11 protein-coding genes and 1 pseudogene are annotated in these 13,224 nt (G+C 42.9%); 1 reads left to right on the top strand and 11 read right to left on the bottom strand.

All coding sequences use genetic code 11. The features are described from left to right. Window positions 1–190: 190 nt before the first annotated feature. The 7 genes from AC58U0_RS31830 to AC58U0_RS31800 all read right to left on the bottom strand — a co-directional run bounded on the left by AC58U0_RS31830 (window position 191) and on the right by AC58U0_RS31800 (window position 9,208). Entirely contained in the window at window positions 191–1,819 is a 1,629-nt protein-coding gene (locus tag AC58U0_RS31830) for an extracellular solute-binding protein (RefSeq protein WP_497382794.1), read from the bottom strand. Window positions 1,820–1,872: 53 nt separating this feature from the next. After that, on the bottom strand, window positions 1,873–2,748 hold the full coding sequence (locus AC58U0_RS31825) for a carbohydrate ABC transporter permease (RefSeq protein ID WP_497382793.1): 876 nt from the start codon (window positions 2,746–2,748) through the stop codon (window positions 1,873–1,875). After that, window positions 2,749–3,708 (bottom strand): ABC transporter permease, encoded by a 960-nt coding sequence (locus tag AC58U0_RS31820; protein ID WP_497382792.1) that lies wholly within the window; start codon window positions 3,706–3,708, stop codon window positions 2,749–2,751. A 205-nt stretch (window positions 3,709–3,913) separates the two neighbouring features. After that, on the bottom strand, window positions 3,914–5,338 hold the full coding sequence (locus AC58U0_RS31815; protein ID WP_497382791.1) for a response regulator transcription factor: 1,425 nt from the start codon (window positions 5,336–5,338) through the stop codon (window positions 3,914–3,916). Beyond that, window positions 5,331–7,229, bottom strand: coding sequence for a sensor histidine kinase (locus tag AC58U0_RS31810; protein ID WP_497382790.1), 1,899 nt, complete (start codon window positions 7,227–7,229; stop codon window positions 5,331–5,333). The genes AC58U0_RS31815 and AC58U0_RS31810 overlap by 8 nt, the downstream gene beginning before the upstream one ends. A 333-nt stretch (window positions 7,230–7,562) precedes the next feature. Beyond that, on the bottom strand, window positions 7,563–7,940 hold the full coding sequence (locus AC58U0_RS31805) for a glycoside hydrolase family protein (protein WP_497382789.1): 378 nt from the start codon (window positions 7,938–7,940) through the stop codon (window positions 7,563–7,565). Window positions 7,941–8,053: 113 nt separating this feature from the next. After that, window positions 8,054–9,208 (bottom strand): family 43 glycosylhydrolase, encoded by a 1,155-nt coding sequence (locus tag AC58U0_RS31800; protein WP_497382788.1) that lies wholly within the window; start codon window positions 9,206–9,208, stop codon window positions 8,054–8,056. Between the two features lie 277 nt (window positions 9,209–9,485). Here AC58U0_RS31800 and AC58U0_RS31795 point away from each other — a divergent pair, with 277 nt between their 5' ends. Then, entirely contained in the window at window positions 9,486–9,755 is a 270-nt protein-coding gene (locus AC58U0_RS31795) for a hypothetical protein (protein ID WP_497382787.1), read from the top strand. Between the two features lie 135 nt (window positions 9,756–9,890). On the opposite strand, the gene AC58U0_RS31790 is transcribed toward AC58U0_RS31795, so the two are convergent. The 4 genes and pseudogenes from AC58U0_RS31790 to AC58U0_RS31775 all read right to left on the bottom strand — a co-directional run. Continuing rightward, the gene (locus tag AC58U0_RS31790) at window positions 9,891–10,268 is read right to left on the bottom strand and encodes a hypothetical protein (RefSeq protein ID WP_497382786.1); all 378 of its coding nucleotides are present in this window, start codon (window positions 10,266–10,268) and stop codon (window positions 9,891–9,893) included. 1,192 nt (window positions 10,269–11,460) lie between these two features. After that, window positions 11,461–12,252 carry a class I SAM-dependent methyltransferase gene (locus AC58U0_RS31785; protein ID WP_497382785.1) on the bottom strand — a complete coding sequence of 264 codons (792 nt, stop codon included), beginning with the start codon at window positions 12,250–12,252 and terminating at the stop codon, window positions 11,461–11,463. Between the two features lie 134 nt (window positions 12,253–12,386). Continuing rightward, window positions 12,387–12,653 carry a CD3324 family protein gene (locus AC58U0_RS31780; protein WP_436236275.1) on the bottom strand — a complete coding sequence of 89 codons (267 nt, stop codon included), beginning with the start codon at window positions 12,651–12,653 and terminating at the stop codon, window positions 12,387–12,389. 361 nt (window positions 12,654–13,014) lie between these two features. Continuing rightward, a pseudogene (locus AC58U0_RS31775) lies at window positions 13,015–13,224 on the bottom strand (macrolide ABC transporter ATP-binding protein); the annotation flags it as partial.

Below are 13,224 nucleotides of genomic sequence, written 5' to 3'. Positions count from 1 at the left end.
TTCACTCCCTCAATAAATGAATGTTCTCTCCGTTTTTTCCTCAAAGGAAAACGCTTTCTATTTTGCGCAGCGTAGCATTTATCTTAGACAATCCTCTATACAGCTCATATGCAAACACTTTCTTGGAGAAAAAACCGAAGTTGATATGCAACTTCGGTCTGAACTACTAGGTGATAAACCGTGTAAAAGCCTATTTTATACCCAATTCCTTAGCCTTCGCGTTCACTTCGGCAATGGCCTCTGGCAGTCCCTTGGCATCATAGCTTTTAATCGCATCCTGCCACATCTTTACAGGATCGTCTTTCCCGAGCATGACTTTGATGAGATCGTCCTTAGCCCCTGAGTAAAATGCTCCGAGTTTGTCTTTCGCCGGTGTGGACATTAACATCACATCGAAGTTGATTGGCGCCGGTTTGTCTTCTTTCTTGAATTTCACAAAAGTATCATGATCATAGGCCACCCAAGCAGCCACATCCGGATTGGAATTGACGACATTTTTACCAGATTTATTGAATGCGCCGCGCCATGATGCCAGTGCACCCATTCCGATTGTGATCGGGTATTTCTTTTGGAGGGTCTCGTCGCTCTTAAGCAGCGATATAGCTTTATCTCCCTCAATCTTGTAATCTACACCTTGAATACCGTTTACCGCTAAAGCATCATATTCCTCTGAGACCATATAATCAATCAATTGAAGCGCTCTGTTGAATTTGGCGTCATCCATCTTGTTACTGAAGTAAGTCTCGGACCAGTAAGGCGTTTCGACGAACGTATATCGATTCCCATCCGCTGCAGGCGTGTAGTTCATAAATCCAACCGCATCTGCAATCTTTACACCAGGATTTGCCTTTTTAAATGTATCGACATTAGGAACGCTGTTAAAACTTCCTCCCATGGAGATAAAAGCTTGGCCGTTAAAAAATTTGTTGTCGCCGTCTCTTTCTTTTTGGATCGCGAAGTCCTTATCCAGCAGCCCCTCCGAATAAAGCTGTCTCAACTGTTTGATTCCGTCATATGCTTTGGGTGAGGCAAAGGAAGGTATCCATTTTCCGCCATCATTCGTCCAAGATTTTCCGTTCGATAGTTCAGGGAAGCTTGAAAGAAATAGCGTTTGCAAATAATCCTTGTTTGTAATCGCAATTCCGGCAATGCCGGGATGCTGCTTTTGGACTGCCTTGATCATAGCGACCAATTCATCAAAGCTTTTCGGATCGGATGTGAAGCCCGCTTGCGCCGCCCAATCCTTACGATAAATAATTGATCTGTCCATAACCCAATCGCTTGAATCGCTATACGTCATTCTCGGAATCATATAGAATTTTCCATCGACCTTCAGCGCTTGAACGGCAGGAAGCTTCATGATTTTGGCAATATTCGGATATTTGCTTAAATCGTCCGGAAGCGCTTTAATAACACCTTGTTTAGCCCACGAAGCATACAAGCTGGGATTGTCTACCGCAATAGCGTTCGGGAAAATGTCAGGCAGTTGTCCGGAAGCCGCCCATACCTTCGCTTTTTCCTGCCAATCGTTCCAGGTGATCTGTACCGGATTAACCGTAATATTGAATTTTTTCTGCACATCATTGAATATCGTATCATTCTTGGCGCTTGGGTCGTCAAATCCATTTTTAATATCCATCCAGGAAATGTTGAGCTCCAAAGGCTTCACGTTTGCTTTGGCTGCCGATTCGGTTGCGCTCGGCGTGGTTGAAAAGGACGTTGACTGGTCTTTCTTTGCATTATTGCTGCAGCCTACGGCTACCATGGCCAGCACAACGAACATCACGGCCGGCGCCATCGCTTTTTTGCTTTTTTTCATACAAACTCTCCCTTTTATCGTTCTATTTATAATAATAGCATTCGCTAGTATTATTAACCTTTAACTGATCCAAGCAAGATTCCTTTGGCAAAATACTTCTGGATAAACGGATAAACCATTAAAATGGGGACTGCAGATATCACAATCATGGCGGATCTGACCGAATCTCCGTAAATATTCTGTGTTCCCTTTGCCAATTGAGCGCCCGTTGCGTTGCTAATAATTGCGGTTATGTTCGTCAAGGCATTTCGCAACACCAATTGAAGCGGATACAATTTCGTGTCGTTAATAAAAAGCGTAGGCAACCACCATTCATTCCAACGGTCTACGGCATAAAACAAGATCATCGTCGCAATGATCGGCATAGATACGGGCACTATAATCCGTACCAGAATCGTAATATCATGGGCGCCATCGATTTTGGCCGATTCCTCCAGCGATGGCTCGATCGTATTGAAAAAGTTTTTCATCAGAATAAGATAAAAGGTATTGACGGCAAGAGGTATGATCATCACAAGCAGACTATTTTGCAAATGAAGCTTTTGCAAGGTTAGAAAGTACGGGATCAACCCTCCAGAAAAGAATATCGTAAAGATAATGCAATTAAAGATGATGTTTCTTCCGGGTAATGACTTTTTGGACAAAGCATAGGCTCCGGCGGTAGATACGATCAGACTGAAAGCGGTTCCTGTTATGGTTACGATTACGGATACGAATAACCCTCGAATGACCTTCCCATCGATAATTAAATACGTATAGGATGACAAATCAAACGTTGACGGATACAAGAACAATCTGCTCGAACCGACATCGGTTACAGTCGAGAACGACAGCATCAACGTCTGATAGAAAGGAAACAAAGCAAGAAGAGCAAAGATAGCTAGGAAAAGAGTAATGATAAGATTGGTTGGATTCATTCTAGTTTTCACTTACAAGCCCTCCTCCTTACCAATAGTTTTGACGAGGTAGTTGGCGCCGAATAACAAAGCAAAATTGATTACAGACTTCAAAAGGCCAACAGTCGTAGCAAAACCGAATCCGGTCGAATCCGTGAATGCACTGCGATACACGTAAGTGTCCAGAATATCCGAATATTTATAAACGGCAGGGTTGTACAAGTTAAAGATCTGATCGAAACCGCCGTTCATAGTTTGACCTACGGCCAAAATCAAGAGAATAGCCGCGGCTGATCTCACAACCGGCCAAGTAATCGCCCTCATTTGTTGGAAACGATTGGCGCCATCAACAGCTGCCGCTTCATACAGCTCCGGATTTATTCCTGCGATAGCTGCCAAATAAAGAATGCACGACCAACCTGCCTCTTTCCATATATTCGACAGGAACAAAACGGCCGTAAAACTGGGACCATCCGTCAATACGGACTTTTTTTCAAGTCCAATTACCGTAAGGATTTGATTGTACAAGCCTTGATCGCTAAATATCCCAACAATAATTCCGCTTAGAACAACCCAGCTGATAAAATGTGGAAAGGTGAAGACGGTTTGATAAATGCGTGTCATTCGGCCTTTCGAAATTTCATTGAGCAGCAAGGCCAGAACGATTGGAATCGGAAACTCAATGATTAACCTGCCCAAGCTGATCAGAATCGTATTCCGAAAGGCGGCCCAAAAATCTGGATTTCCGAATACTTCGCTAAAGTTATGAAAATGATTCCATGGACTTCCGAGTATTCCTTTGGAGTAGTCGAATTCTTTGAAAGCGAGTACAATTCCGTACATGGGAATGTAGGAGAAAATAATATAAAAAATAATGAGTGGCGCCACAAGAACATAAAGGTACTTATGTTTTACGATTTCTTTCCACAATTGTTTGATTGACGGGCGCAAGGCTATGCTGCTTTGTAGTTCGAGTGACTCCTGCTTCTCCAATCCGTTTCACCTCTGTCTTTTTCTTTTACAAGTCAATCATAAGAGAATTTTGTCGAAAGGAACATTCACACATCTTAGACAAAGTTGCACAATACGAATGAAATCTTAACCATTTATTTCGAAGGGATGCTAAGAAATAGCTATGTACATCTAAGTACCGTCCATAAATAACAGAAAATCCCGGCTTGAGAGCCGGGATTTTCCGTTATTGTCCAGCCCGATAGGCGCTGGGCGTTTTCCCTTTCATTCTTTTAAAAACCCGACTAAAGTAGAAGTAATCGTCATACCCCGCTTTTTCGGCTATCTCGTTCATCGGTAAATCTGTGGTCGTCAGCAATTGACATGCGTAGTCGACGCGGAGCTTTGCCAAATATTCCGTAAACGTCGTCCCGACTTCCTTCTTGAACAACTGGCTTACATAGTTTGCATTCACATTAAATTGTTTGGAAATGCTTGGAATCGATATATCGTTACAATAGTTTTCGTTGATATACTTAAATATGGCGTTGAATGTTCGATTTCTCGCATGAAGCGGTCTCCATTCATTATTCGTTTTGAGCTTTTCAGTTAATAGCCCTTTCAGGAACAACAGCATGTCCGAAGCGGTGCCGAACAAGCTTGCCAATTGGTCATAGGAATAAATGAAATCTTCGTATTGTTCTTCTCCGCTGTTATGGGCGAATGACATGATATGATTGTACGTGATCAGGGCATGCTTCATATTCAAGTGCCCGTTAACAAATAAGGCCCCCATTTCGTCTAGCAAATCACAAAGCGCAACCATATCACTTTTCCAAGTGGCTTCAATCAGTTTATTGATGGAATAATCTTTCTCCGGGAGGTCGACTGCTTCATCCGAAAACCTGTATTCTTTACCTTTTGTAAAGTAGAGGTACGCTTTGATTTCAGCCGCATGGATGGCTGCTTTGATCTGATCGACCTTATGGATAACGCTGCTGGCTCCGATCCCCTTGATTCCGTTCGTTTCAGCTTCCAGCGAATCGACGTATAAGCGATTTTCAAGGCTATCTTGAATAAGATATACATACTTGCCAAAGCCTATTCTCAAGGTGATGCAGCCTCGCAAACCATCAAGCTTTAGCTTTTTTCTTCCGATCGAAACGACGGCCTTCATCCCATTCGCCGATTCCATATCGATTCCCGAAGAGATAAGCGCCTTACGTAAGCCTTCCCTGCCATGTTCATTATTTTCCTCAATGAAATCCAAAATATCTGTTGCCATGGATGTTTCGCGGTCCTCGAGAATCACCTTGGCTTTTTTTAAGTAACCAATAATCTCATCATCATCGAACGGCTTCAGACAATAACCAAAGGCGCCGTAATTAATCGCTTTTTGTGCGAACGCAAATTCAGCGTAACCGCTCACAACGATGAACAGAGCACGACTGAACGTATCCTTTAAATTTTTAATGAGTTCAAGGCCGCTCATGCCGGGCATCCGGATATCCGTAAACACGACATCCGGTTTGATGTCCGCTATCCCTTCGAACGCTTCCGTACCACTCAAAGCATAGCCTGCAACCTCAAACCCGTATTCGTTCCAATTTACGCTTGCTTTTAAACTCTTGATCACCAGTTCTTCATCGTCCACAAAGTAGACTTTAAACATCTGAGCCACTCCCATACGGTATCATGATGACGACTTCTGTTCCCATACCGCTCTCGCTGTTGATCATAATGCCATACTCGTTCCCGTAGTTCAACTTAATCCGATTATTAACGTTTGTCATGCCAATATTGACGGTCCGATCGAGGTTTTTGCCTATTAGCCCCTGATTAGCAGACAAGCTTTCCTTAATCAAACGAAGTTTTTTAGCTTCTATGCCCATTCCATTATCTTTAACGGATAGGAAGATTATATTCCCTGAAATCTCTCCTTTAAGCTGCAGCAAGCCTTCTCCGATTCTAGGTTCAATCCCGTGAAAAATTGCATTTTCCACAATCGGTTGCAGGATCATTTTCGGTACCTTGCACTCCAAAATCGCTTCGGGAAAATGATATTTCACTTCAAATCGGTTCCCAAAACGAATTTTTTGAATAAAGATAAAACTTTTGATAATCGTAAGTTCCTCGCGAAGTGGGACCATATCCGTTCCTTTGATGCTATATCGAAAAACAAGGGCAAGAGCTTTTGTCATGTTATAAATCTTATCAACCCCTTCATCTGCTGCAATTCCTTTGATAGATTCCAGCGTGTTGTATAAAAAGTGCGGGTTGATTTGACTTTGCAAATACGCCAATTCGGACTGCTTTTTGACCAATTCTGCCTCGTACAGTCTTGTATTGCTTTCCAACAGCCGATGAGTTAACTCGTCAACTTCATCCAGCATCTCGTTAAACTCGTTTGCCATTACAATAATTTCTGCATATCCCTGCAAATTGATTCGCTTTTGAAGGCTCTTCGGTTTTCCTAATTTGATTTCATTCATTAAACGCATTAACTTCTTCAAAGGCTGGAGTATGTTATTGATCACTAGAAAAAAAGGAACGGCCAATAATAACAAAGAGATAATGAAGATCATAAATGATTGCTTGCGAATATCTTCGATACCACTCAGAAGCTCGCGCTGTGGCAGTTTATAAATGATTTCCCCCCCGACATCAGGAATCGTGCCTTTCTGAACGATATACGTCCTATCCTTTTCCAAAGACAAAATGTCAGAATAAGCACTCCCGGGCTTTACTGAGTCATCATTGGTATAAAAAACGTTGCCATTACGATCCACCATGTATATCTTACCTCCGCTCGGACGCATCACTTTATTTGAGGAACCTAATAAAGCGTTTGCATCCAAAACAATCATGAGTGTGCCGATTTCTTTGGTGTTTTCAAAGTTAAAGTTCTCGATGGAATAGATTTGAGCTCCTGCAATAAACACATTTTTGTTCTCGTTATTGAAAGGGAGGATTTTCAGTCCTGAAAAATAGTGAAGCTGTTTTTTCGGTATTTCGTCCTTTAGCGGGGAGAGGTTATTGATATCACCGTTGACGTTGAATTTCGTACCGTCGCTTCCGATCAGAGCGATATCCAAAATACCATCTTTCATGCTGATCATATCTGAAATATAGCTTTTCAGTTGTGTATATTCCTCATATTTAGCTGTTTGATCAGTCTCGTTCAAGTATTGTTGAACAATGGGTGAATTATAAGAAATATTTTGAACGATCCTCTTCACAACATCGCTGTTGGATGATATGGTTTGATTCATTTGAGAGATCAATTCCGTAAAATATTCATTATTTTTCTTTTCTACGATTTTAGCCGCTTTAAAGTAATTGGTAAAAATAATAAAAATAACGATAACGATAATTAGAATGACCAATACGGATAACTGGACTCTTATCGGCAATTTTTTGAGATATCCCATATTCTCACGACCTCTAAATGATGTTGGCAATGGGTCAAATACTTTCGGGCCACTTGAGGAAATGACCTTCATATCCGGAAATTTTCCTTTGATCGCATTGTGGAAATAAGGATACCATTCAAAAAATCCCATGTCTACTTCTTAATTGCCAATACCGATTATGCTCCAAATTGGAGGGTTCCCCGCACCAGTTCTAATCTTCCGGGCGCAGCGCAATCTCGAAAACTTCGTCCCTATTGCACACTAAAACGCCATCCATTATATCAAGTCGTGCCACTTGAATCGACGAGCGCCGCATGGCATAAGACTTGATCTGGTCCCAGTCGCCTTTGCGTTCCGGATGCGTGAAAAAAAGATATAAGCTTCGTCATCCTGTACCAAGACATCAGCGTGGTAGCCGATTGTACCGTCGTCTTTACGGCTACCAGGTCCATCGAGTATGAGGACCGTTCCGCTCCCAATGCTCTAAATCATCAGAGCGGTACACAGGTACACAGCTTGTCCTTGCCATTCGTCGATGATCATCCAATAGTAACCTTTAAGGCGGAATACGTTCGGTCCCTCATGCTCGCGATGTGTCAGGATGGGACCGACTACCTGCCTGTCATAAAGATTCGAGCTGTCTACGGCATAGGTTACCGAGCCGTTTCCCTCGTCCTTGTACCACATCCGGAAGCGACCATCCGGCATCTGGAATATGCAAGCGTCGATAACATGTTCCGAGCTGAGCTTAATCGCGGAGCGGTATGTCCATGCTAGCAGATCGGGACTCGTATAGTGAAGCATACTGCGCTTATTGACGGCCCAGCGATCTGGTACACCTTGAATATAGCTGACATACATGTGATAGTTACCGTCGTGCCATATAATTTCTGGTGCCCATTAACGCGAAACTATTGAAAATATAGATTTTTTCTTATTTAAAAATAGACAATTTGATTAAAAACGGATGAATATTACTGTATTGTCACCATTGCTCTTACCTTGCGATCGGTCGGATCTAGCACCCATCCCGGCTTGCCGAAGAACGGCATGCCGTCCGGCTTCCAGAATAATCGCTGAACGCGAGAATGACGATTGGGATCGTAAAGCGGATCGCCGATGATCTCTTTATAGGGACGAGCATGATACACGATAAGATCGGCGGAGCCATCCTCGGACACCGTGAAGCTATTATGCCCTGGACCGTACTCGGAAGTGGCATCGTTGCTGACGAATACCGGCTCCTTCGATTTGGTCCATGAAGCAGGATCGAGCAAATCGCTCGTTTCGGCCGCCATTAACAAGCCCATACAATAACGGTCATCCGTACCGCTGGCGGAAAAGGCCATATACAAGTGTCCGTTCCGCTTCAGCACGGCTGGGCCTTCATTCACGCGGTGCCGCTGGATTTCCCAGTCGTGTTCTGGGGATGAGAGCTTTACCGGTTGACCTGAAATCGACCACGGCTTATCCATAAGTGCGATGTAGAGACAGGATTCCTCGAAAATCTGGGCCCATACCAAATACCTACCCCCCTTATGCTCAAAGGTTGTCGCGTCCAGAGAGAAGCTCTCGACCGGGAGCTCGATTTTCCCCTTCTCCACCCAATTCCCTGTAAGTGGATTCTCATCTGCACATTCAAGCACGTACATATGGATGTCCCATTTGTTTTCCGCAGTGCCAGCTGCGAAGTAGATGTACCATTTTTCGTCGATCCTATGAAGCTCCGGCGCCCAGATATGGTTGCCCATCTCTCCTTCTTCGTGCTTGGTCCAGATGACAGTCTCCTCAGCGGTCGAAAGACCGTCGACGGTTCGAGATCTCCGCAGCACTAGCCGGTCATACTCTGGTACGGACCCGGTAAAATAATAATATCCGTCCGTATGCCTCAGCACATAAGGATCAGCACGATTCGGAACCAGCGGGTTCGGATAATTGTCCCCCTCCACGGTCCCCGCTACGATAATGCTTCCCGACATCTCCAAAAGCGAAGGGTCCACAGGCTCCCAGCTGACCGGAAATCTTTCGACCATTCCGCCCTCCAGCTCGACCTCGACTAGTTGCGGCAGGTTCAGAGGTTCGCCGGCAGCCATTTTGATATTCGTTTCCTTTACACCCACTATCTTCACGCCTTGTCGCCTTCCTTTCTCTAATGGAATTGTATTTCTACCAAAACAGCTCCCGATTTCACATTATGGAAGACAATCTGGAATTGATCATAATGTCATCCTCTTACCTCCAAGTGCTGAAATAGAGAGAACGAGTTGTTCTCCTATATCCCGGTATTATTTATCGTTATAATTCCGATCTAATAGCTGGATGAAAAAAGTATAGATGGTTGTTCCTTCGCATTCAATGAACTATAATAGTCAAAAACTAACCTATCGTGCTCTTGGGAGTGTTCGTATGCTTGAGTTGATTACTTGCGGGTATCATTTCGTTCACCATGACGGTATCATGATTAACCAACCGAATGGCTCGGGAAATTACGCCTTTGTATTCTTTAAAAGCAGTGCCGAGGTGAATCTGCACCGCAGCTCTTTTACCGTGATAAAAACTCGTTCATCTTATTTCAGCCCGTTTCGTCCTATTACTACCGTGATTTTGAAAACCCGTTTATCAATGACTGGTTTCATTGCAAGGGAGACGACATACAAGAATTTCTTCTACAATTGAATCTCCCCATGGACACACCGATTAAAGCTCCTGATCCACTGCTGATCTCCAAATGCATAATGGACTTGCAGAGTACCTTACCTCTAGGCGTACCGCTGCGCGACAGGATTATCAACTGCGATCTACGATCCTTTTTTATGAAGCTGAGCGATTTGCGGGAACGAACCGCTCATCCCGACAAACTAAACCGGTATTACTCCCAGTTCTCCGAGTTGCGCAACGAATTGTACAGTTCTCCCAATAAGAACGTTGCCTGAGCTGGCTTCCCACTATGAGCTCTATTTTTTCACCTTTGTCATTGTATATTTTCATCAAATCTTCAAATTTCTCACCGTTATCCAATCTATTCTTTGCTTCCTGAATGAGTATTTCCGCAGCTTTCTTTTTAGTCTCATCCACAAGTTTCATATTTTCCTTAAAGTTAATCTGAATCATCTGGAGCTTAACACTTTGGTACTTTGGAAACTTGTCTTTGTTTATATCAAAATATTGCTTTAAATGGGTAGTATCCAATTGAATCTCTTTGTCCTTTAAGCATATCTTTCAATGCTTTGGCATAATTCCAAAGCGTATATATTAAGAAACTTTCTTGATCATACTGTTTGACACCCATTACAACTTGATTGTTTTCAATGGCATGTAAGCCATAGCTGTGCGGATGTTGTTTACTTTCATAGATTGGTTCTAGAATACTACGTATTACGTACTAAGCCACCCGATCAACAAGTGTTGGTATACCGAGCGGGCGTTTTTCATTTGGCTTGTGCGGTTTCGGAATGTAAATCCGTCGTACAGGTAAAGACATGCCATTTATCAAGGTGGCCTTTACCTGGTTCCGCAGGTTCCACTTTTCCTTCGGCGTAGAGTAGTCACTTCTAGTTTTGCCATCCACTCCCGGGGTCTTGGAACCCGAATTGCGTAATACCCTTGTAATAGAAAGGTCGATTAAAACGTTCCATCGAAGAAGTTGATGTAACCGGGAAAACTTTTGGTTTTGTATGACTCGTTGCGCTAGGCGTGTTTGGGTTTCGAATCTCTATCCTTCATAGAAGGATAGAGCGAAGGTAGACATCGCAATCGCCCCCCTTTTAAAGATTTGGTAGGGCTCTACTTTGCAAATACTCACTCACTTTAGACTGGATTCCTTCGCCATGTAATAGGCTTTCCCTGTCTCCGACTACTACGAATTCTCCGTCCCCCTCCTTTCACATTAACGTCAGCTGTCCAGTCCCAGAAGGACGGAAAGGAGGGGTTCCCACGTTCACTTTAAGTCGTCTCGCTGCTTTAGGTCGTCACTAAACGCGGGGAAGATTTGCAGGATTGTACCTCTGTATCCTTGCAGCCACCGATAATTTTGATTCGGGTCGATTTGCCAAGTTCAAGGACAAGTCGCTCATTCCAACCACTCGTATCATCCATTCGTTTCGAGTGTTAAACGTGACCGCGCTTCGTACATGACTTTGCTTTCGTTGACCATGGCAGGTCATAGAGGCTAGCCCTGCTTCTTGGAAAGATGAATTTTCCTCACAGGTACATTGTTAGATGGGCTTCACACCCCGGATTTGCTCGAATCCGACGGATGCCATCCTAGCCTGATAGGGGATGAGGTACCCCTTCGCTTCTATCTGAAGCATCTATTTACAGCGCCTCGTGGCGCACTGAACTATCGTTCTCCGTTAGGTTAATGAGTTACCTGAACACCGGTTTACTTAACTGCATGTATCGAAAGCCATTGAGGAAGGGCTGCCATGGGATTTAATTTCCAGCTACACAAGTCATCTAGTTCTTGTTTTGAGAGCGATTTCCCTTCATCTTTTGACTCATCGATCCAAAATGAGCCATCCTCTGCATACATTTCTTCGATATGCTTAACACATAGACCTGATGAAATAATAGCATTCGCTATATCCTGCATACGCCAATGAAGTCTTGGAACATCATCTATAAGAAAAGGTCCAATTGAGTCATATGGCTTTACTACAGTTATTTTCTCTTTTTCTATAGCAAAAGGGCGACTAAATGGGTGAATATCAAACATGATATACGCACCATTGCTTTTAAGAATTCTTCTTATATTGTTGTACATGGAGTTTAAATCATTAATCCATACATGGACTCCATTCGATGTATATACAAAATCATATTCATCACTTTTAATGTTACTTAGTTGCATTGTATCATCGCATATAAATTCAATGTCCCATCCATTTTTCCGAGCCAAGTTCGAGCTGTTTTCTATTTGTCTTTCCGATATGTCGCACGATGTAACCCTTGCCCCCATTAAATGAAAAGCGAAGACTGCATGGTTATCTCCACTTGAAGGAACACATACTTTCTTTCCATCCAAATTCAGCAAGGCCTTATTAATCATTGAATATGTTGTGCGATGAAATGCCGATTCAGGGGTTTGTATGATTTTTGCTATCGCCTTATCTGTTCTATACCTTTGATACCATGTTTCGGACCATTCATTCCATATTCCTTTTACATTATCCATTTAGGTACCCACCTTCAATAATTTGTTAATAAGATTATAGCAAGGTCGGATCTTTTTGAATGTTTAATAATCAACTATAAAATAAATTTTACACAAAAAGTCGCACCCGGATCCGATGCGACTTCTAGTATCCATTATTTTTTAGAGTAAATGATTTTTCTTATACTATGGCAAGAAAGACAGAATGTATCTGATAATTCATCAATGGAAGAACCGTTTAAATACCCTTCGCGGATTTCTTCATTGCGATCATCCAAATATTTTCTACTCCCTGAATTTTGCCCCCACTTCTTATGCGTTTCCTCGGGGGAGGGAATATATATTATTCCACCTTTTACATACTTCTGTATTTCCTTTAGTAATTCTTCTGGAAAGACGGTAACTGCATTCGCATATTTCATTTTAGCTCTGCTCCTTAAAATTTTGGTTTTAAGGGGCAAAGTCTATACTATAAACAAATGAGAATCATTTCACTATGGCGGCAAATTATTTCCAGCTCCATACAAACAACCGCCGTTGTTCATAGTTTAGACTTTGCACGGAGCCATTTCTTATCGTTTAGATTTTGAACGAAGCCAATCATTATCGTCATACACCATACCTCCTTTTACGTGATTAAAAGCTGAACTTCTCTTAACTCTTTATTACTTAATTATTTCGTTAGTATTGCTCAACTATCCTGCCCGTTAGCTTAATCCCGATGCCTAAGTGTAAAAAAAAAACAAACCGGCACTCCAACGGAGTCCCGGTCCTTACATCCACCTATCTAACCTCACTCAATCGCCCATCCCGAAAATACACAACCCGCTTCGCCTTCTGCGCAATCCCCAGGTCGTGCGTAATCAAGACGATCATCCTGCATTGTTCATTCAATCTCTTGAAAATGTCCAAAATTTCTATACCTGTCTTTGAATCCAGCGCACCCGTCGGCTCATCCGCCAGAATGATTGCCGGATCTCCGGCCAACGTCCG

Source organism: Paenibacillus sp. J31P190, from assembly GCF_059692075.1.
The sequence above is the reverse complement of the archived record's forward strand: the minus strand, read 5'-3'. Positions and strand labels throughout refer to the sequence as shown.

Bases quoted from the DNA above. Each gene is read 5' to 3' on its own strand.
- AC58U0_RS31830 (WP_497382794.1), bottom strand. From the start codon at position 1,819: ATGAAAAAAAGCAAAAAAGCGATGGCGCCGGCCGTGATGTTCGTTGTG.
- AC58U0_RS31815 (WP_497382791.1), bottom strand. From the start codon at position 5,338: ATGTTTAAAGTCTACTTTGTGGACGATGAAGAACTGGTGATCAAGAGT.
- AC58U0_RS31810 (WP_497382790.1), bottom strand. From the start codon at position 7,229: ATGGGATTTTTTGAATGGTATCCTTATTTCCACAATGCGATCAAAGGA.
- AC58U0_RS31805 (WP_497382789.1), bottom strand. From the start codon at position 7,940: ATGTATGTCAGCTATATTCAAGGTGTACCAGATCGCTGGGCCGTCAAT.
- AC58U0_RS31795 (WP_497382787.1), top strand. From the start codon at position 9,486: ATGCTTGAGTTGATTACTTGCGGGTATCATTTCGTTCACCATGACGGT.
- AC58U0_RS31785 (WP_497382785.1), bottom strand. From the start codon at position 12,252: ATGGATAATGTAAAAGGAATATGGAATGAATGGTCCGAAACATGGTAT.
- AC58U0_RS31780 (WP_436236275.1), bottom strand. From the start codon at position 12,653: ATGAAATATGCGAATGCAGTTACCGTCTTTCCAGAAGAATTACTAAAG.